Source organism: Pantoea sp. JK (assembly GCF_026130245.1).
Lineage (GTDB): Bacteria > Pseudomonadota > Gammaproteobacteria > Enterobacterales > Enterobacteriaceae > Pantoea > Pantoea trifolii.
In genome coordinates, this window is sequence record NZ_JAINFN010000004.1 from 377,530 (window position 1) to 396,129 (window position 18,600).

17 protein-coding genes, 2 tRNA genes, 1 rRNA gene and 2 pseudogenes are annotated in these 18,600 nt (G+C 55.2%); 9 read left to right on the forward strand and 13 right to left on the reverse strand.

Annotated elements, in window-relative coordinates; all coding sequences use genetic code 11:
• Nucleotides 1-3: 3 nt before the first annotated feature.
• Both PanJK_RS12235 and hpxU read right to left on the reverse strand, forming a co-directional pair.
• On the reverse strand, nt 4-789 hold the full coding sequence (locus PanJK_RS12235) for a transporter substrate-binding domain-containing protein (RefSeq protein WP_008105226.1): 786 nt from the start codon (nt 787-789) through the stop codon (nt 4-6).
• 192 nt (nt 790-981) lie between these two features.
• Nucleotides 982-1,821, reverse strand: a complete 840-nt coding sequence (gene hpxU, locus PanJK_RS12240; protein ID WP_256698372.1) for a MurR/RpiR family transcriptional regulator HpxU — start codon at nt 1,819-1,821, stop codon at nt 982-984.
• Nucleotides 1,822-1,942: 121 nt separating this feature from the next.
• On the opposite strand from hpxU, the gene PanJK_RS12245 reads away from it, so the two are divergent.
• The 4 genes from PanJK_RS12245 to hpxZ are packed head-to-tail and all read left to right on the forward strand — an operon-like array spanning nt 1,943 to nt 5,507.
• Entirely contained in the window at nt 1,943-3,529 is a 1,587-nt protein-coding gene (locus PanJK_RS12245; RefSeq protein ID WP_265299959.1) for a gamma-glutamyltransferase family protein, read from the forward strand.
• A gap of 12 nt (nt 3,530-3,541) precedes the next feature.
• Nucleotides 3,542-3,727 (forward strand): oxalurate catabolism protein HpxX, encoded by a 186-nt coding sequence (gene hpxX, locus PanJK_RS12250; protein WP_256695686.1) that lies wholly within the window; start codon nt 3,542-3,544, stop codon nt 3,725-3,727.
• Nucleotides 3,724-5,121: an AtzE family amidohydrolase gene (locus PanJK_RS12255; RefSeq protein ID WP_265299962.1), complete on the forward strand. Its 1,398-nt coding sequence runs from the start codon at nt 3,724-3,726 to the stop codon at nt 5,119-5,121. The genes hpxX and PanJK_RS12255 overlap by 4 nt, the downstream gene beginning before the upstream one ends.
• 2 nt (nt 5,122-5,123) lie before the next feature.
• Nucleotides 5,124-5,507 (forward strand): oxalurate catabolism protein HpxZ, encoded by a 384-nt coding sequence (hpxZ, locus tag PanJK_RS12260; RefSeq protein ID WP_265299964.1) that lies wholly within the window; start codon nt 5,124-5,126, stop codon nt 5,505-5,507.
• A 108-nt stretch (nt 5,508-5,615) separates the two neighbouring features.
• On the opposite strand, the gene puuE is transcribed toward hpxZ, so the two are convergent.
• The 3 genes from puuE to PanJK_RS12275 are packed head-to-tail and all read right to left on the reverse strand — an operon-like array spanning nt 5,616 to nt 8,055.
• Nucleotides 5,616-6,575, reverse strand: a complete 960-nt coding sequence (gene puuE, locus PanJK_RS12265; protein WP_265299966.1) for an allantoinase PuuE — start codon at nt 6,573-6,575, stop codon at nt 5,616-5,618.
• A 29-nt stretch (nt 6,576-6,604) separates the two neighbouring features.
• Nucleotides 6,605-7,336: an allantoin racemase gene (hpxA, locus tag PanJK_RS12270; protein WP_265299968.1), complete on the reverse strand. Its 732-nt coding sequence runs from the start codon at nt 7,334-7,336 to the stop codon at nt 6,605-6,607.
• The gene (locus PanJK_RS12275; RefSeq protein ID WP_265299970.1) at nt 7,333-8,055 is read right to left on the reverse strand and encodes a GntR family transcriptional regulator; all 723 of its coding nucleotides are present in this window, start codon (nt 8,053-8,055) and stop codon (nt 7,333-7,335) included. The genes hpxA and PanJK_RS12275 overlap by 4 nt, the downstream gene beginning before the upstream one ends.
• A 145-nt stretch (nt 8,056-8,200) precedes the next feature.
• Between PanJK_RS12275 and PanJK_RS12280 the strand changes: the two genes are divergently transcribed.
• Nucleotides 8,201-9,694, forward strand: coding sequence for an NCS1 family nucleobase:cation symporter-1 (locus PanJK_RS12280; RefSeq protein WP_256695682.1), 1,494 nt, complete (start codon nt 8,201-8,203; stop codon nt 9,692-9,694).
• 180 nt (nt 9,695-9,874) lie between these two features.
• Here the strand turns inward: PanJK_RS12280 and PanJK_RS12285 are convergent.
• A tRNA-Asp gene (locus PanJK_RS12285) sits at nt 9,875-9,951 on the reverse strand.
• Nucleotides 9,952-10,086: 135 nt separating this feature from the next.
• Nucleotides 10,087-10,818 carry a DNA polymerase III subunit epsilon gene (gene dnaQ, locus PanJK_RS12290; protein ID WP_256695681.1) on the reverse strand — a complete coding sequence of 244 codons (732 nt, stop codon included), beginning with the start codon at nt 10,816-10,818 and terminating at the stop codon, nt 10,087-10,089.
• Here dnaQ and rnhA point away from each other — a divergent pair.
• Nucleotides 10,772-11,339 (forward strand): annotated as a pseudogene (gene rnhA / locus PanJK_RS12295) (ribonuclease HI). The gene dnaQ and the pseudogene rnhA sit on opposite strands and share 47 nt — an antisense overlap.
• On the opposite strand, the gene PanJK_RS12300 reads toward rnhA, so the two are convergent.
• Nucleotides 11,324-12,058 carry a class I SAM-dependent methyltransferase gene (locus PanJK_RS12300; RefSeq protein ID WP_008105214.1) on the reverse strand — a complete coding sequence of 245 codons (735 nt, stop codon included), beginning with the start codon at nt 12,056-12,058 and terminating at the stop codon, nt 11,324-11,326. The pseudogene rnhA and the gene PanJK_RS12300 sit on opposite strands and share 16 nt — an antisense overlap.
• Before the next feature lie 40 nt (nt 12,059-12,098).
• Here PanJK_RS12300 and gloB point away from each other — a divergent pair, with 40 nt between their 5' ends.
• Both gloB and mltD read left to right on the forward strand, forming a co-directional pair.
• Nucleotides 12,099-12,854 (forward strand): hydroxyacylglutathione hydrolase, encoded by a 756-nt coding sequence (gene gloB / locus PanJK_RS12305; RefSeq protein ID WP_265299975.1) that lies wholly within the window; start codon nt 12,099-12,101, stop codon nt 12,852-12,854.
• 71 nt (nt 12,855-12,925) lie between these two features.
• On the forward strand, nt 12,926-14,299 hold the full coding sequence (gene mltD / locus PanJK_RS12310; RefSeq protein ID WP_036648534.1) for a murein transglycosylase D: 1,374 nt from the start codon (nt 12,926-12,928) through the stop codon (nt 14,297-14,299).
• Between the two features lie 139 nt (nt 14,300-14,438).
• Here mltD and PanJK_RS12315 read toward each other — a convergent pair whose 3' ends face one another.
• Both PanJK_RS12315 and PanJK_RS12320 read right to left on the reverse strand, forming a co-directional pair.
• Nucleotides 14,439-15,242: an endonuclease/exonuclease/phosphatase family protein gene (locus PanJK_RS12315; RefSeq protein ID WP_008105211.1), complete on the reverse strand. Its 804-nt coding sequence runs from the start codon at nt 15,240-15,242 to the stop codon at nt 14,439-14,441.
• A 148-nt stretch (nt 15,243-15,390) separates the two neighbouring features.
• A pseudogene (locus PanJK_RS12320) lies at nt 15,391-16,315 on the reverse strand (MFS transporter); the annotation flags it as partial.
• A 97-nt stretch (nt 16,316-16,412) separates the two neighbouring features.
• Between PanJK_RS12320 and yafC the strand changes: the two are divergent.
• Entirely contained in the window at nt 16,413-17,321 is a 909-nt protein-coding gene (gene yafC, locus PanJK_RS12325) for a DNA-binding transcriptional regulator YafC (protein ID WP_265299980.1), read from the forward strand.
• 15 nt (nt 17,322-17,336) lie between these two features.
• Here yafC and dkgB read toward each other — a convergent pair whose 3' ends face one another.
• From dkgB to rrf, 3 genes are all read right to left on the reverse strand, one after another.
• On the reverse strand, nt 17,337-18,140 hold the full coding sequence (gene dkgB, locus PanJK_RS12330) for a 2,5-didehydrogluconate reductase DkgB (RefSeq protein WP_265299982.1): 804 nt from the start codon (nt 18,138-18,140) through the stop codon (nt 17,337-17,339).
• A gap of 168 nt (nt 18,141-18,308) precedes the next feature.
• A tRNA-Asp gene (locus tag PanJK_RS12335) sits at nt 18,309-18,385 on the reverse strand.
• Nucleotides 18,386-18,487: 102 nt separating this feature from the next.
• Nucleotides 18,488-18,600 (reverse strand): 5S ribosomal RNA (rrf, locus tag PanJK_RS12340); the annotation flags it as partial.

Here is an 18,600-nt window from a genome sequence, read left to right on the forward strand (position 1 = left end):
GCTTTATGCGCCGAGGTTGGCTGGCAACGGCGCTTTCAGCCACTCTTCCGACAGCTTGTTCAGCGTGCCGTCTTTGATGCCCTGCTCAATCAGCGCATTCACTTTCTCTTTCAGCGCTGGCTCATCTTTTTTCAGGCCGATGTAGCACGGTGAATCTTTCAGCATGAACTGGGCAACCGGTGCTTTCGCGGCGTTCTGACGCGCAATGGCGGCGACAACCAGGTTACCGGTGGCAACGTACTGCACTTGTCCCGACAGATAAGCCGACAGCGTGGTGTTGTTATCTTCATAACGCTTCACCTGGGCATCTTTCGGCGCGATATCGCTTAACACCATGTCTTCTACCGCACCGCGCGTGACGCCGATGGATTTGCCGCTCAGCGCTGCCGCATCTTTCAGGGTTTCACCTTTCGGGCCAAATACGCCAAGGAAGAACGGCGCATACGCTTGGGTAAAATCGATCACTTTTTCGCGCTCGGCGTTCTTGCCCATGCTGGAGATCACCAGATCGACTTTATCGGTCTGCAGATACGGCACGCGGTTGGCGCTGGAAACCGGCACCAGCTGCAACTTCAGTTTCATCTGTTTGGCGAGATACTTCGCCATGTCGATATCGTAGCCCTGCGGTTGCAGGTCAGTACCCACGGAACCGAACGGCGGGAAATCCTGTGGAACCGCCACGCGGATCACGCCGCGCTTCTGGATATCCTGCAACTGATCGGCCATCGCACTTCCAACCTGCGCCATCAGCAATGCCGCGCCCGCTACCGCTAATAATACTTTTTTCATTATGCACCCCGGTGAGTTTACGTGAAACAAAAGATTCTTGATGAATCATTCTGCAACTAATGTGCCAACCGCAGTGCCGGGAGAAGAAAGGGAAAAAAACGTGGATTTACCGCGTCGCAGGCAGCAAAAACGGGCATCGCGCCCGTTGGAATTAACGATCAAAAACAGTGCATTGCACCATGATGGCGCCCGTTATCGGTGTTCCAGCTCGTCGAGATGTTGATAAAGATCGGCAATTTGATGGATGCGCTGACGGCCCTGCGACAACATTTCATGCAGCAACGCATTCGCCAGCAGGTTTACCAAACTCATGGCGGAGGCGTAGCTATCAAAGGCGGAAACGCTGTCGAGCGGTGCGCAAAGCTGCCAGCGCGCCAGCGTGATAATGCCCTGCGCCTGCGGCTCACACAGCGCCAGCACGGGAATGTTGTTCTGCTGCAGTTGCTGCATCAGCGGACGAATGATGCGTGGTCGGCGGCGAAACGCCATCACCACCACGATATCGTCGGGCGTGATATCCACCAGCTCTTCGCCTAGCGTCTGACCCGGCTGCGGCAGCACATGCACCTGTGGACGCGCCTGCATCAGCTGCTGACGCAGGTGCAGCGCCACCGGATAGGCGTTACGCATGCCGATGATAAACACCCGTTTTGCCGCGCCCAGCGCGCTAATCACCTCGCCAAACTGCTGCGGATCGATGCTGTTAACCCACTGCGTCAGATTGGCCATCTCCTGCTTATAATGCCGCGACAGCAAGGTGTTGCCCTGCACCGCATCGCGGTTGTCGGTAAGCGGCATGCCGCTCTGGCGCAGGATGCGCAGCTCATCGCGCATGTCCTTGTACTTCTCGTAACCGAGACGCTTGAACAAACGGCTAACCGTGGCCTTCGACACGCCGCTCAGCCGCGCCAGCTCGGCGCTGTTGTAGCTGATCAGGTCATCAAAATGGTCAAACACGAAGTCGGCAATGCGCTGCTCCTGCGGCGACAGTTGCGGATAGTGACTACGAAGGCGTTCATCAAGTTGTTTCATCATCGGTCCTGTAACTTTCGTTTCACCACAAGCTAGCATAAATCGATCCAGATTGGTGTCCGACCAAAACTGGAACAGCTCTTGCTTCCTATTAACCACGTACCCAGAAAAAGAGTTCACTATGATACAGAGCAACATGGCGCCGTTAGGCATGGCCGTTACGCCACATCATCTCGCCAGCGAAAGCGCCTTAGCGGTGCTGCGCGAAGGCGGCAATGCGCTGGAAGCGATGGTGGCCGCCGCTGCCACTATCGCCGTGGTTTACCCGCACATGAACGGTTTGGGCGGCGACGGCTTCTGGCTGGTGGTACCGCCAAACGGCGATCCCATCGCCATTGACGCCAGCGGCGCGGCCGGTTCGCTGGCACATCTCGATTTCTATCACGGCGAAACGCATATTCCGCATCGCGGACCCAAAGCCGCCTTAACCGTTGCGGGCACCGTGAGCGGTTGGCAGGAAGCGTTGACGCTGGCGCAGGAACTCGGCGCTACGCCGCTGCCATTAACCCGCTTGCTGCGCGATGCGGTTCGCTATGCCGCCGACGGCATTCCGGTCACCGCCTCGCAGGCCGCCGCTACCGCCGCCAAACAGCACGAGTTGCAGCATCAACCCGGTTTTGCCGCCACCTTTTTACCGGACGGCAGCGTGCCAATTGCAGGCAGCCGCTTCACCCAACCGGCGCTGGCGAACACGCTCAGTATGCTGTGCGATCACGGACTCGAGAGTTTTTATCGCGGTGAACTGGCGCACCATCTGGCGCGCGAAATGAGCGCGCTGGGGATGCCAATCACGCTGGAAGATTTGCAGACGCATAAAGCCCGCCGCTGCACGCCGCTGCATCTGGCGCACAGTGAAGGCGATATCTGGAACATGACGCCACCAACGCAGGGTTTGGTGTCGCTGGCGATCCTCGGCATTACCGATCGGCTCAATATGGCTGACGCCAATGAAGCACAAACCGTGCACCGCATCGTCGAAGCCACCAAAAAAGCCTTTGCGCTGCGCGACAAGCACATCACCGATCCGCGCCACATCGACATTGATGTGCAGAGCCTGCTGGATGCTGAACATCTCAGCACGCTGGCGGCGCAGGTGGATGATCACCAAGCCGCTGCGTGGGGCACAGGACGCGGACCGGGCGATACCGTGTGGATGGGCGTGATGGACAGCAGCGGGCTGGCCGTTTCGTTTATCCAGAGCGTCTATCACGAATTCGGCAGCGGCGTGGTGCTGCCTGGCACCGGCATCACCTGGCAAAACCGCGGTGCGGCTTTCAGCCTGCAACCCGACCATTTGCTGGCGCTGCAGCCGGGCAAACAGCCGTTCCACACGCTTAATCCCGCCGCCGCGCGCCTCAAAGATGGTCGCACCATGGTGTACGGTTCGATGGGCGGCGACGGTCAACCACAAACCCAGGCAGCGATATTCACCCGTCACGTGATTCAGGGGCGTCCGCTGCAACAGGCGGTGAGCGCACCGCGCTGGCTGCTGGGTCGCACGTGGGGACAATCATCCGATTCGCTTAAGCTCGAAGCGCGCATCGCACCGGAAACGGTGCAGCAGCTGCGCGCACTCGGCCATGAGGTTGAACTGCTGCCCGATTTCAGTGAAGTGGTCGGCCATGCAGGCGCGATCGTCAGACACAACAACGGCATGCTGGAAGGCGCGTTCGATCCGCGCAGCAACGGCAGCGCCGCCGGTTTCTAACGGAGATTATTGATGAGTTCACAACCGGACTGGGCCACCTATATCGCCCAAATGGAGCAGATTCTGGCGCTGGAGCTGGATGATGCGCGTCGCGCCGAGCTGCTGACGCAGTTCAACCTTATCGCCGCGATGGCCCAGCCGCTGATGGCGCTGCCGCTCGACGATCGGCTGGAAGTGGCGGGAGTCTTTCATCCATGAAACTGTCGTCTTTATCGATTAACGCGTTGCAGCAGGCGCTGGGCCAGGGCGAGATCAGCGCCCGCGATATCGCGCAACATACGCTGGCGGCGATTGAACAACATAATCCGGCGATCAACGCCTGGACCGAAGTCACCGGTCAGCGCATGCTGCGCGAAGCCGATCAAATCGATCAGCAGCGCCAGCGCGGCGAAACCTTGCCGCCGTTGGCCGGCATCCCTTACGCGGTGAAAAACCTGTTTGATGTCGCTGGACACAGCACCTTAGCCGGAGCCAGCCTGTTCAGCGAACGCGCGGCGGCCCGCGAGGATGCGTGGGCGGTGAGCAAACTGAGCCAGTCTGGCGCGCTGCTCTCCGGCATGCTGAATATGGACGCCTACGCGTACGGCTTTACCACCGAAAACACCCATTACGGCGCGACGCACAATCCGCGCGATTTAACCCGCGTGGCGGGCGGATCGTCCGGCGGTTCGGCAGCGGCGGTGGCGGCGGGTTTGGTGCACTTCTCGCTCGGCACCGACACCAACGGCTCAATCCGCGTGCCGGCTTCGCTGTGCGGCATCTTCGGTCTGAAACCGACCTTTGGCCGTTTATCGCGTAGTGGCAGCCATCCGTTTGTCGCTAGCCTCGATCACATCGGCCCATTCGCCCGTTCGGTTGAAAATTTGAGTCTGGTGTACGACACCTTGCAAGGTGCCGATGCCAGCGATGCCTTCCAGGCCGCGCAGCCCGTTGCGCCAGCCAGCGCCGGGCTTAGCAAAGGCACAGAAGGCGTGCGCAGCGCCGTACTCGGCGGCTTCTTCTCAACCTGGTGCAGCGATGACGCGCGCGCCGCCGTGGCCGTTGCGGCTAAGGCGCTGCAGGCCATCGATGAAGTAACCTTACCGAATGCAGAGATCGCCCGTTCGGCGGCCTTTATCATGACCGCCGCAGAAGGCGGAAATCACTACTTGCCGATGCTGCGCACGCAGCCCGAGCAGTTCGAGCCCAACTCGCGTGAACGCTTGCTGGCCGGTGCGATGCTGCCCTCGGCGTGGTACGTGCAGGCGCAGCGTTTCCGCCGTCACTTCCAGCAGCAGGTGCTGCCGCTGTTTGAGCAGTTCGATGTGCTGATTGCGCCCGCCACGCCCTGCACCGCCACCACCATCGGCCAGGAAACCATTCACATCAACGGCCAGCATTTACCGACACGCGCCAGCATGGGCATGCTGACCCAGCCGATTTCGTTCCTCGGCTTACCGGTCTGCACCGTGCCGCTGCAAACCACCAGCGGCTTGCCGATTGGTTTACAGCTGATCGCCGCACCGTTTAAAGAACATCTGGCACTGCGCGCCGCCTGGGCGCTGCAACAGCAAGGGCTGACACTGCCACAAACCACCTTAATGGACGCCTGAAGATGACACCTGAACATATCGATCGCCCGGCAGTGCTCGCCGAAGTTACCGCCGCCTTTTGCCGCTACGAGCAGGCGCTGATCAGCAATGACGTTGAAGTGCTGGATGAACTGTTCTGGCACGACAAACGCACCGTGCGTTTGGGCGCGGGCGAGAATCTGTATGGCATTGATGAGATTCGCGCTTTTCGCGCGGCGCGTCCGTCGAAAGGGTTGGAGCGCGAGTTACGTAATACGGTGATTACCACTTTTGGCGATGACTATGCGGTGTGCAGCACCGAGTTTACGCGTGAAGGTGTCGAGAAGATTGGACGCCAGCAGCAGACATGGGTGCGATTGCCGTGCGGCTGGCGGATTGTCGCGGCGCAGGTGAGTTTGATGAGTTAAGTTGGGTGCGGTTTGTCCCTCACCCTAGCCCTCTCCCGCAGGCGGGAGAGGGAATGATTAGGTGGTGCGATTTGTTGAATCGGGGCGGGAGAAGGTTGGGATGAGGGGCTAAGCGCTCGGTGCCGGATGCGTTTCGATCCAGTGATCGGCGATCTGCTGCCGCGTACACACCCACACATCTTCATGCTGCTGAATGTGATCGAGGAAGCGCTGCAAGCCACGGAATTTTCCCGGACGTCCCAGCAAACGGCAGTGCATGCCAATCGACATCATCTTCGGCGCGGTTTCGCCCTCTTCGTACAGCACATCAAAGGTGTCGCGCAGATAGGTAAAGAACTGCTCCGCGGTGTTGAAGCCCTGCGGCGAGGCGAAGCGCATGTCGTTGCACTCCAGCGTGTAAGGGATGATGAGATGCGGTTTGACCGTGCCGTCCTGACAAGTGACCTGCGTCCAGAACGGTAAATCGTCGCCGTAATAGTCGCTGTCATAGCTAAAGCCGCCCTGCTCAACCACCAAACGTCGGGTGTTTGGGCTGTCGCGGCCGGTGTACCAGCCGGTTGGCGCTTTGCCGAACAGATCGGTTAACACGTCCACCGCCTGCTGCATATGCTGGCGCTCGGTTTTGGCGTCCATTGCCTGATAGTGGATCCAGCGCCAGCCGTGGCTCACCACGTCGTAATCCGCCGCTTTAATCGCTTCGACGATCTCCGGATGCCGCGCCAGCGCCATCGCCACGCCAAATACCGTTAGCGGCAAACCGCGCTTTTGAAACTCATGGTGAATACGCCAGAAACCGGCACGCGAGCCGTATTCATACAGCGAATCCATCGACATATGACGATCGGCGTAGCTGGCCGCACCGATAATATCGGAAAGAAACTGCTCGGAACCGGCGTCGCCATGCAACACGTTGTTCTCGGCACCCTCTTCGTAATTAAGAACAAACTGCACCGCGACGCGCGCTTTGCCCGGCCACTGCGCATGCGGCGGGTTGCCGGCATAGCCGATCAGATCGCGTGGATAGTTTTTGTTGAAGCTGTACTCTTTCTTTCCAGATACATCATTCATTCTGTAAGTTCCTGTCGCTCAACCAGTGGTTAGTTTAGGTGCTGAAAGGCTCCACTGAGCGGTTTTTCGAGGGGATAATCGAGATCGCCGTGCTTGCTGGTGCCAAAGCCTAACGCCACCAGCGACTCCACCATTTTTACTGCGGCGCTGACGCCGTCGATCACCGGCATGCCCAGCTCTTTGGTGAGATCCTGCGCCAGCGTGGCCATGCCGCCGCAGCCCAATACAATCGCACCGCTGCCATCTTCGCGTTTGGCCTGCATGCAGCGCTGACGGACTTTCTCCTGCGCCACGCCGCTGCCGTCTTCCAGCGCCAGCACCGGCAGATCGATGGCGTGCAGCGCAGCACAATGGTGAGTGAAGCCATATTGCTGCAGCAGATGGCGCGCTATCACCAGCGTACGCGGCAAGGTGGTGACAATCGAAAAGCGCGTCGCCACCAGCGTGGCGGTGTGCATGGCCGCTTCCGCGATGCCAATCACCGGTCCGCTCGCCAGTTCACGCGCCGCCAGCAATCCCGGATCGCCGAAGCAGGCAATGATATGACCGCTCACGCCTTGCGCTTTGCCTCGCTTCACCTGCTCCAGCACACCAATTGCCGCGATGGCTTCATCAAAATGGCCTTCAATCGACTCTACACCGTGCGTTGGACACACCGCCAGAATCTCGGTGCCCGGTGCGGCGACGGCGCGCGCGGCGGCGCCAATGGTTTCCGTCATCGCTAAGCTGGTGTTGGGATTGATAACCTGAATCAGGCTCATGATGCCGCTCCTTTGTTACCGGCAAATAATCGGGTGAAATCAGGCAAGGTTTCGCCGCTGCGCTCAAAGTGCAGGCTGGCAACAATGTGTTCGAAGTGATGCTGCAGCGCCGCCGTCAGCGCCGGCAGATCTTTTTGCCGCAGCAGATCCACCAGCCGATCGTGATGATCGCAACGGCAGCCGCGCTGCCACGGTGCACCGTAAGCGGCAATGACCAGCGACGAACGCTGCGTCAGGCGCGTCACCATATCGGTGAGCACTTCGTTTCCGGAGATCGCTTGCAGCTGAATATGAAAAGCGGCCGAGAGACGAATCGCGGCGGCACCATCGTGCTGGTCGTGTGCTTGCTGCTCTTCTTCAATTAGCACGCCGAGTGCCGCTAAGTGTGGCGCCTGCACGTGGCTCAGCACCGCCGGCAGATTGGCGCATTCTAATAAACTGCGGGTGGCAAAGATGTCGCGGGCTTCATCAACGCCCGGCGTCGCCACCTGTGCACCACGTCGGGGCGACAAGGTGATCATTTGCACCGCGGCGAGGCGTTGCAGCACCTTGCGGATGCCGGTGCGGCTCACGCCGAAGACCTCTGATAACGCTTCTTCCGGCAATTTACTGCCCGGCGGCAACTGATGCTCAACGATGGCGGTCAGCAGCGCCTGATAGATAGGTTCATCGCGATCGTTCAGATCGGCAGCCGTTTTCTGGCCTGTTTCACTCTTCATTACCTGCTCCGGTAAGTGACTGTGTGTTGCACATCGTATACGTGAAATTAAATTTTTGTATACAAGAAATCAATTCTGGCCTGGATCCTGCAATACCGTTTCACGCTGTGATTATTATTCCATGATGTAGAGAGGAGCAGGTTTCATGCCAAATCATTCTGAAGTGACCTCTGCGGTGGCCTCTGAAGCCAACGCGCAATACAGTCCACGCCTGTGTAATGAAGATCTGGCGCCGACGCGCGACCAGAACTGGTCGTGGTACAACATCTTTTCTTTCTGGATGTCGGACGTGCACAGCATGGGCGGCTATGTGGTGGCCGCCAGCTTCTTTACCCTTGGACTGGCGAGCTGGCAGGTGCTGCTGTGCTTGTTAGTGGGCATCTGCATTGTGCAGCTATGTGCCAATCTGGTGGCCAAACCGAGCCAGATGGCGGGCGTGCCCTACGCGGTAATTTCGCGCCAGGCCTTTGGTGTGTTCGGCGCGAATATCCCGGCGATTATTCGCGGGCTGATCGCTTTCGCGTGGTACGGCATCCAGACTTATCTGGCGGCCAACGCGCTGATGCTGGTGCTGCTGAAGTTCTTCCCCACCCTGAGCAGCATGACGCAAAGCAGCTGGCTCGGCTTATCACAGCTGGGCTGGTGCTGTTTCGGCGTGATGTGGTTGCTGCAGGCGATGGTGTTCTGGCACGGCATGAGCGCGATCAAACGCTTTATCGATGTCGCCGGTCCGGCGGTGTATGTGGTGATGGTGGCGCTGGCGGGCTGGATTGTATACAAAACCGGTTTTGACGGTATCTCCTTCACGCTGGCCAGCAAGCAGTTGAGCACCGGCGAGCAAACCTGGCAGATGATCACCGCCACCGCGCTGGTGGTCTCCTACTTCTCCGGTCCGCTGTTGAATTTTGGTGACTTCTCACGCTATGGCAAAAGCATGGGCGAAATTCGTCGCGGCAACCGCTGGGGCTTACCGTTCAACTTCCTGCTGTTCTCAATTGTGACCGTGGTAATCGTGTCGGGTACGCAATCACTGTTCGGCAGAATGATCACCGATCCGATTGAAACCGTCAGCATGGTGGGTAACGACGTGGCGGTGGCGATTGGCCTGCTGACCATGATTATCGCCACTATCGGCATTAACATCGTGGCGAACTTTGTCTCGCCAGCGTTCGACTTCTCTAACTGCTCACCACAGAAAATCAGCTTCCGCACTGGTGGCATGATCGCTGCGGTCGGATCGGTGTTACTGACGCCGTGGAACCTGTTCCAGTCGCCAGAACTGATTCACTACACGCTGGATGTGCTCGGCTCGTTTATTGGGCCGCTGTTCGGCATCCTGATTGCTGATTTCTATCTGATTAAACGCAGCAAAGTCTACGTTGATGATCTGTTTGATGACACGCCGAAAGGCCGTTACTGGTATCGCGGCGGCTTTAACCCGAAAGCAATTGCTGCGCTGCTGCCGTCGGTGGGCATTTGTCTGGTGATCAGCTTTATTCCTTCACTGCATGCGGTGGCGAACTTTAGCTGGTTTATCGGCGTGGCGCTGGGTGCAGGCTGCTATCGCTGGCTGGCGCGTGCTGATCGCGAAGAGTCTGTGGCGGCGTATCGCGCGACGGTGGCGGTGCAGGAGGATTAAGTTGGGTGCGCGCTGGCCCTCATCCCAACCTTCTCCCGCAGGCGGGAGAAGGGGCAGTCCGCGCGCTATCTCCCTCTCCCATGGGGAGAGGGCCGGGGTGAGGGGCTCAGACCGCAACCATCTATAAATGACAAAAAGCAAAAAGCCGATGCATTTCTGCATCGGCTTCTTTAAATAGATTGGCGGAACGGACGGGGCTCGAACCCGCGACCCCCTGCGTGACAGGCAGGTATTCTAACCAACTGAACTACCGCTCCGCGCTTTGTTCCCCGTCGAGAACGAGGCGCATATTAATTGCAGCTCTCGTACCCGTCAACGCTTTTTATGTGGGAATGTTTCGTTTGGCGTTTTTTTCAGCTTAACGTCGATTTTCCACGCAAAATCAGCCGTTTTTACACACGCCACAGGCAGCTACCGCCCTTCTTCTGCACTAAATCCAGACGACCTTCATGCGCAATAATCTCTTCATCGCTGGCGCTGACCACGCGCAAACCTGAACTCGGACGCACAATGCGCTGAATATTCTCACCGCCGCCCTGATTGTTCTGCTCACCATCAAGTGAAAAAGCCAGCGAGGTTTGACCACCGGTCATCATCAGGAACACTTCGGCCAGAATCTCGGCATCTAGCAGTGCGCCGTGCAGCGTACGCTTGCTGTTGTCTATCTCATAACGGTTGCACAATGCATCGAGGCTGTTGCGCTTGCCGGGATACATCTTACGTGCCATCGCCAGGCTATCGGTGATCTGGCAGAAGGTGTCGGTTTTGCCGATATCCCGCTTCAGCATGCCGAATTCGTAATCCATAAAGCCGATATCGAACGATGCGTTATGGATCACCAGCTCCGCGCCACGGATGTACTCGAGAAATTCGTCGGCGATATCCGCAAACATCGGCTTATCGAGTAGGAATTCATCGGCGATACCGTGAACGCCGAACGCTTCCGGATCCACCAGCCGATCGGGCTTCAGATACATGTGGAAGTTGTTGCCGGTCAGGCGACGGTTGATCACCTCAACCGCACCAATTTCAATGATGCGATGTCCTTCATAATGCACACCGATCATGTTCATGCCGGTGGTTTCGGTATCGAGGACGATCTGGCGGTTATTTGCAGTGCTCATAGGACTCGTTTTATGTCAGACTTGGCGTTTTGTCAGAAGGAAGTCTACCAGAGATGCGCAAACAGGTAGAAATATTCACCGATGGATCTTGCCTGGGCAATCCCGGTCCCGGCGGCTACGGCGCCATTTTACGTTATGGCGCGCATGAAAAAGAGTTCAGTACGGGTTATCGCCTCACCACCAACAATCGCATGGAAATGATGGCGGCTATCGTGGCGCTTGAAGCGTTAAAACAGCCGTGTGAGGTGGTGCTTAGCACCGACAGCCAATATGTTCGTCAGGGCATCACCAGCTGGATCCACAACTGGAAGAAGCGCGGCTGGAAAACCGCCGATAAAAAACCGGTGAAAAATGTCGATCTGTGGAAACGCCTCGATGTGGCGCTCAGCAACCATGAAATTAAGTGGGAATGGGTAAAAGGTCACGCGGGGCATCCGGAGAACGAACGCTGCGACGAACTCGCGCGCAGCGCGGCGGGAAATCCTACTCAGGATGATATCGGTTATCAGGTTGAATCCTGATCCTTCACTTCACGAAACTGGCGCGTAACGTTAACCGTTTGCCGTAGCTGGCTTTGACTGAGATTCTTCTTCATTTTGGTGGGCGTTAACGGGAACGTGCGTTTACGTGCCACCACAATGTTCAAACAACCGAGCGCCGGTAAATGCGCGCTGATCACCCTGCCGCCCTGCCGATGCCACGGCACCACCTGAAAACGCGTGCGGTACACCACTTCATAATTCAGCAGGCTCAGCCAGTCGAGCAGCCGCACCTGGCTGAACATGCGTCCACTCCATGGCGCGCGCGAGTGCAAACCCGGAATGCCTTTGCTGATCCCTAATAGACTGAAAGGATTGAAGCCGCTGATGATCATCCAGCCATCATCGATCAATACCCGATCGACTTCACGCAACACGCGGTGCGGATCCTGACTCCACGCCAGCGTATGCGCCAGCAAACAGGCATCAACGGATTTAGATTCAAAGGGTAATTGCGTGTTATTGGCGATAACCTGTAACTCATCGCCCTCAATGCCCACATTCACCTGATGCGATATGGCACACTGGCTGGTGTTGATTTCTGCGCTGAGGCTGCCAATTTTAAGCATATGGAAGCCATACAGCTTGCCGAGATAAGGCTGCAGTTGCTGAGTGAGCGCATCGCGAAAATAGTCTCCCATTGGCATATCGCGCCAGGAGCGCGGTGCAGTCAGGATTTGGCGTGTTTTAGCCGGCTTCATGCTCTACCATTTTCCTTTTTCTACGACCTGAGAGGTGTTTATGAATCTTATCAGCATTCCCGCATTGCAGGATAACTACATCTGGACACTGATAGATGATGACAATAAGTGTTTGATTGTCGATCCCGGCGAAGCACAGCCCGTGCTGGATAAAATCAGGGCCAATCATTGGCAACCCGTGGCGATTTTGCTGACGCATCATCATCACGATCACGTCGGCGGCGTGGATGAACTGCTGCAGCACTATCCCGATTTGATGGTTTTCGGTCCTCAGGAAACGGCAGATAAAGGAGCAAAGCGTATTGTGGCCGAAGGCGATGAATTTGCCGTCCTTGGGCTAAATTTCCGTGTCATCGCAACACCCGGTCACACTTTAGGACATATCTCATATTTCAGCTCACCTTATCTTTTCTGTGGAGACACCATGTTTTCCGGTGGCTGCGGGCGTTTATTTGAAGGCACTGCGGAACAAATGTTCGAATCATTTCAAAAACTTAATCAACTCCCTGCAGATACGCTTGTTTGCTGTGCGCATGAGTACACTTTATCCAATATGAAGTTTGCTGCGGCTATTCTGCCCCATGACCCTAAAATTTTGGCAAGGTATCAGCAAATTAAGGACTTACGCGCAGAAAACCGCATTACTTTACCGACAAAACTGGCCTTAGAGCGGGAAATAAATTTATTTTTACGCACGCAAGACACTGATTTAAAAAAGGCTTTAGGCACTAATGTCTCATCGTCAGCGTTATGGCAAACTTTCGCTGTTCTACGCGAGAAGAAAGACCGCTTTTGATATTTGAGGTTGTGTTGTGATGGACCGTCACGTATAGTTGCTCGTCTTTTAAGCGAACTATTGACACACACATGAAGGCTAAAGCGATCTTACTCGCCTCGGTCTTGCTGGTAGGATGTCAGGCATCAAGGAATGACGCCAATATCCCCGTACAGCATGCACAGAGTCTGTCTTCAGCTGGTCAAGGTGAAAATGGAAAGTACGGAGATCGATTGTTATCGCCGCGATGGCAGGATGATGGAACAAGCCTCGCAGAAGATACTGATCTCTGGAATCACATTAGTGACGAGTTGAAGATGGGGATTCCGGAAAACAGCCGGATCCGCGAACAAAAAACAAAATTTTTAAAAAATAAGAGCTATCTCCACGATGTAACATTACGGGCAGAGCCGTACATGTACTGGATAGTCGAGCAGATACAGAAACGTAAAATGCCGATGGAACTGGTACTGCTACCCATAGTGGAGAGCGCTTTTGACCCACACGCAACATCTTCTGCGAATGCCGCCGGCATCTGGCAGATTGTTGCACAAACGGGCAAAAACTATGGTTTGAAACAGAACCAATGGTACGACGGACGCCGCGATGTGGTGGCCTCGACCAAAGTCGCGCTGGATATGATGCAGCGTCTGAACGGTATGTTTGACGGTGACTGGTTACTGACCATCGCCGCCTACAACAGCGGTGAAGGACGTGTGCTGAAGGCGATGAAACAGAATAAGGCGCGCGGTAAGCCGACTGATTTCTGGAATTTATCGCTGCCACGCGAGACTACGGTTTACGTACCTAAAATGTTGGCCTTGAGTGAGATTCTCAAGAACAACAAGCGTTACGGTATCAAATTGCCGACCCCGAATGAGAGCCGTGCATTAGCTCGAGTAGAGGTGGGACAGCAGATTGAACTGACGCAGGCCGCCGATATGGCCGGTATGTCTCTCAGCAAGCTGAAGACATTTAATGCCGGTTATAAAAACGGAGCCACAGCGCCAAATGGACCGCACTATATAATGGTGCCGAAGTCCAACGTTGCTAAGTTGCGCGATTCACTGGCTTCCGGTGATATCGCTTCCGTGCAGCCTACCGAGATGGCGAAAGTCAGCGCGGCAGGAAACAGCTACACGGTACGCAAAGGCGACACCTTGTCTGGTATTGCCAGCAAGCTTGGCGTAAGCGTCAGTGCACTGAAACAGCAGAACAATCTGCGCAGCGCTTCTGTTCGTACCGGTCAGACTCTGACCGTGAGCGGCAAAGCGAGCACGCAATTGGCTGATAACGGCAACAGCATCACCTACCGTGTACGTAAGGGTGATTCTTTTGCCAGTATTGCAAAACGTCACGGTGTGAATACCAAAGACGTTATGCGCTGGAACAGTGACGCTAAAGACATTCAGCCGGGCGACAAGCTCACGCTGTTTGTCAATAATAGCGCAACACCTGATACCTAATGCCCCGAAAAGGCTGACATTTGTCAGCCTTTTTCATTTTCTGCTTCCGCTAAATTCTGCATATCGCCTGCTCAGGCACTAACTGCCCCTTCGCAGTATGACTTCGATTGTTGCTAGATGGGAGCTAGAGCGTATTGGCTTAACGCTCGATACCATAGAGAGAGTTGAATTCAACCAATAGCGGATTGTGATCTGATGCGCGCGTCACCAGCACTGAAGCTTCACTGACCTTCATATCACGATAGAAAACGAAATCCAGTGGGCGACCGAAGGCTTTGCGACGATGGTCATCGGTGAAGTTCACTTCACGCAGTGACATCTCCCGCGCAAAGCGATACAGCGCATTCATACGCTGACGGCTCCAGGCGTTAAAATCTCCCGCCATGATCACCGGTCCGCGATGATGCTGAATCTGTTCGCCAATCGGCCCGAGCTGTTTGCTGTAGACATCGACACCCAGACTGAAATTGACCGCGTGAATGTTCACCACCATCAGCATTTCGCCCGTAGGCAACGGATATGCCGTTACCAGCGCAGATTTAGCCAAACGCAGCAGCGGCTCGCGCTCGCGCAGTGGGCAGCAGTAGACAGGATGCGCAGACGCCAGCGTCATGACGCCAGAAGGATGTTGCGGTAAGACAAAGGCTGGCACCTGATCGGCCGCGAGATAGTTACTGGTGGCGAATTTGACCAGTTCGGGCGTAGCTTGCGCCTCCTGCAGCAGAACAAGGTGGGCATCTTTGCCAAAACCTTGCAACACCGACATCCAGTCTGCGCGCTGTTGCTTGAAGATATTCCAGACTAAAACTCGCAGCGTGGGATCGGCTGGCAAAGGTGCGCCAGGCGGTAATGCCTGCCCAAGATGCAGCATTGCCCCCGGCGGAAATATCCGCTCTGCTGGCTGACCTGCTACATAACGCATTGAATAAGTTTTTTTCCGCACTTTCCCGCCTGACTGGTTTACGACTCGTACTTCACCTGACTGTTATAGGGATTTTAGCGCGGGGTTTCAATTGGTGTTCTTGATTGTCGGAATTCGCCTCACAGCATACCAATGCAAAAGCCTGCCAGTTGGCAGGCTTTTGCGCGTGTTATTCCATCGCTATCGCCGTTTGAGGTTTATCGAGTTGACCACTCAATCGCACCAGCAGCAGCGCGCCAAGCACAATCACCGCACCAACCCACGGCGTTTGCGCCAGTCCGTAATGCTCGACAATATAACCACCTACCGTGGAACCCAGAGCGATACCGATATTGAAGGCCGCAATATTGAGGCCTGATGCAACATCTACCGCACCTGGGGCATAATGCTCAGCTTTCTGCACCACGTAAACCTGCAACCCCGGCACGTTGGCAAAGGCGAAGATACCCATAACTAATACTGTTGCCACTGACATAAAGTGCATGCTGGCGGTGAACTGGAACACCATCAGCAGAATGGCCAGCGCCATAAAGATCAGTGTCAAAGCAGGCACCGCGCCACGGCGATCGGCAAGTTTCCCGCCCCAGATATTACCGATGGCGACCGACACACCATAACCCAGCGCGGTAATCGCATAAATCAGCAGCAGACGTGGATTGATCATCACACGCGCTTGCTGGGCGAATGTTGTTGCCAGCGGCTGAGCAATATTACGCGGGATAAGCAGTTGGCTTGCCACCAGAGCAATGACACAGCCAGGAAACTTTCACGCCAGCCAAAGTGTTGCCCGATGAGCGTACCCAGCGGCACGCCAGTCACCAACAGCCAAACATGATGGCAATGGCACTCGCTGCCTTCTCTTTGCTTACGAGGTTGGTCGCTATCGTGGAATCGACGGAGAAGAACACATCGTGAGCAAGGCCGGTAATCAGTCGGGCAATGATCAGCGTTTCATAGTTTGCTGCCAGCCAGGCAACCAGGTTGCCAACGGTGAAGAGCACCATCAAACCCATTAATAATTGCTTACGCGCTAACTTACTGGTCAAAGCAGTCATCACCGGCAACGCCCAGAGCATAAATAGAGAGTGGCATGATTAACTCCCATGAAGTTTTGATGGCCGTTAGTATTGCCTCATGCTTTAATGACAAAAAGATGCAAAGTGAGAATTGACTTTTGCTTTTGGAGGGATAATGAAGGCATCGTCCGATGAGCTTAAGGTGTTTATCGCTGTGGTGGAGAGCGGCAGCTTTAGTCGTGCAGCAGCACAGTTGCAGATGGCCAATTCAGCGGTAAGTCGCACGGTTAAAAAGCTGGAAAATAAGCTGGGTGTCTCGCTCTTAACGCGTACTACGCGTCAGCTAGCACTTACTCATGAAGGCGAGCACTATTTTCGCCGCGTGCAAAAGTTGATGCAGGAGATGTCGACTGCCGAGAGCGAGCTGATTGAGCGGCAGCTGGCGCCTCAGGGCGTGCTGCGCATCGATGCAGCTACGCCCGTGATTCTGCATCTGTTGCTGCCAATGATTAAACCTTTTCGTGAGCGCTATCCAGACGTCACGCTATCGCTGGTCTCTTCGGAGAGCTTTATTAATCTCATCGAACGCAAAGTCGATGTGGCGATTCGCGCCGGCAATTTGACAGATTCTACGTTGCGCGCTCGTCTGCTCTTTATTAGTTATCGCAAATTAGTGGCCACGCCGGCTTATCTGGCGAAATATGGCGTACCGGTATCGGCAGCTGATTTGGCGCTGCATGAATGCCTCGGCTTTGTTGAAACGCCACGCTTAAATCGCTGGCCTGTCACAGATGAAGGTGGCGAGCTTTATGACATCACGCCGGGTATGTCATCTAACAGCGGCGAAACGCTCAAACAGCTAGTGCTAGGCGATCAAGGTATCGCGTGTTTATCAGATTTTATGGTGGATAAAGAGATAGCGGATGGCACTTTTGTTGAACTGCTAGCTGAACAGCGCGTACCAGTTGAAATGCCTTTTAATGCGGTCTATTACAGTGACCTGGGAGTTAGTCAGCGCGTTCGGGCGTTTATTGATTTTCTAAGTGAATGGGTTAAAGATCAGCCCTGGCGAGTGCAGGGCTGAAGAGGTAAGTCGCGATTAATCCCAGTTTGGTGCCAGACCTTCAGGACTTACTAAACGCTGCTGACGATCCAGCGCGGCAATATTTGCCATATCTTGATCATCTAACTGCAGATCAACTGCTGCCATGTTGCTCGCCAGGTTTTCACGTTTGGTGGATGACGGGATCACCGCGTAACCTAACGTCATCGCCCATGCCAGAACCACCTGAGCTGGAGTGGCTTTGTGCTTCTGTGCAATTGCGTTGATTACCTGATCTTTCAGCGCGTCGCCATAAGCCAGCGTCATGTAAGAAGTGATGTGAAGATCATTCTTTTGAGCAAATTCAACCACCTGCCGGTTCTGCAGGAAAGGATGCAGCTCAATCTGGTTAGTGGCAATATTTTCCGCACCAACCGCGTCAATCGCCTCTTGCATCAAGGCGATTGGGAAGTTTGAGATACCAATCTGACGCGTCAGGCCTGCTTCTTTTGCTGCCATCAATGCCAACATGCTCTCTTTCACTGATACCGCCCCTTCTGGAGAAGGCCAGTGGATCAAGGTGAGATCGACATAGTCGGTGCGCAGTTTTGCCAGGCTCTCTTCCAAGCTGGGAATCAACTTCTCAGCCGAAAGATTCTCAATCCAGATTTTGGTGGTAACGAACAAGTCGCCACGTGCTACGCCACTTTCAGTGATCGCCTGACCCACAGCTGCTTCATTTTCATAGATTTGCGCGGTATCAATTGTGCGATAGCCAAGTTCCAAAGCTGTTTTAACTGAAAGGATTACAACATCGTCTTGCAGACGGAAAGTACCTAAACCAAAGGCGGGGATTGTCATGATTTCCTCATCGGATAGCGTTGTGTTCGATGGGAAATATTCTGGCAGGTTTATTGTTGATGAAAAATCCGCTTATAAGCAGAAGAATTTTGATTTTTTATCAACAATATTAGCGGAATTACAGACATGAAAAAGCCCTGACTTTGCAGTCAGGGCTTATCAATTAAGTGGCGGAACGGACGGGGCTCGAACCCGCGACCCCCTGCGTGACAGGCAGGTATTCTAACCAACTGAACTACCGCTCCACCGATTCTGTACTGATATCAGACAATCGTTCTGATTTCAGGTGTTTCGCCCTTTCCGCGTCACTGGGAAGGTCACGACCCGATAATGGGTCTTAATTTGATGCCTGGCAGTTCCCTACTCTCGCATGGGGAGACCCCACACTACCATCGGCGCTACGGCGTTTCACTTCTGAGTTCGGCATGGGGTCAGGTGGGACCACCGCGCTAAAGCCGCC

What these genes read in the sequence shown, in the direction of transcription:
- hpxU (WP_256698372.1), bottom strand. Translation starts at nt 1,821, where the DNA reads ATGAAACAACTTGATGAACGCCTTCGTAGTCACTATCCGCAACTGTCG.
- dkgB (WP_265299982.1), bottom strand. Translation starts at nt 18,140, where the DNA reads ATGACAATCCCCGCCTTTGGTTTAGGTACTTTCCGTCTGCAAGACGAT.
- hpxZ (WP_265299964.1), top strand. Translation starts at nt 5,124, where the DNA reads ATGACACCTGAACATATCGATCGCCCGGCAGTGCTCGCCGAAGTTACC.
- PanJK_RS12275 (WP_265299970.1), bottom strand. Translation starts at nt 8,055, where the DNA reads ATGAAGAGTGAAACAGGCCAGAAAACGGCTGCCGATCTGAACGATCGC.
- PanJK_RS12235 (WP_008105226.1), bottom strand. Translation starts at nt 789, where the DNA reads ATGAAAAAAGTATTATTAGCGGTAGCGGGCGCGGCATTGCTGATGGCG.
- puuE (WP_265299966.1), bottom strand. Translation starts at nt 6,575, where the DNA reads ATGAATGATGTATCTGGAAAGAAAGAGTACAGCTTCAACAAAAACTAT.
- PanJK_RS12300 (WP_008105214.1), bottom strand. Translation starts at nt 12,058, where the DNA reads ATGAAGCCGGCTAAAACACGCCAAATCCTGACTGCACCGCGCTCCTGG.
- PanJK_RS12245 (WP_265299959.1), top strand. Translation starts at nt 1,943, where the DNA reads ATGATACAGAGCAACATGGCGCCGTTAGGCATGGCCGTTACGCCACAT.
- dnaQ (WP_256695681.1), bottom strand. Translation starts at nt 10,818, where the DNA reads ATGAGCACTGCAAATAACCGCCAGATCGTCCTCGATACCGAAACCACC.
- gloB (WP_265299975.1), top strand. Translation starts at nt 12,099, where the DNA reads ATGAATCTTATCAGCATTCCCGCATTGCAGGATAACTACATCTGGACA.
- PanJK_RS12255 (WP_265299962.1), top strand. Translation starts at nt 3,724, where the DNA reads ATGAAACTGTCGTCTTTATCGATTAACGCGTTGCAGCAGGCGCTGGGC.
- PanJK_RS12280 (WP_256695682.1), top strand. Translation starts at nt 8,201, where the DNA reads ATGCCAAATCATTCTGAAGTGACCTCTGCGGTGGCCTCTGAAGCCAAC.
- mltD (WP_036648534.1), top strand. Translation starts at nt 12,926, where the DNA reads ATGAAGGCTAAAGCGATCTTACTCGCCTCGGTCTTGCTGGTAGGATGT.
- hpxX (WP_256695686.1), top strand. Translation starts at nt 3,542, where the DNA reads ATGAGTTCACAACCGGACTGGGCCACCTATATCGCCCAAATGGAGCAG.
- yafC (WP_265299980.1), top strand. Translation starts at nt 16,413, where the DNA reads ATGAAGGCATCGTCCGATGAGCTTAAGGTGTTTATCGCTGTGGTGGAG.
- hpxA (WP_265299968.1), bottom strand. Translation starts at nt 7,336, where the DNA reads ATGAGCCTGATTCAGGTTATCAATCCCAACACCAGCTTAGCGATGACG.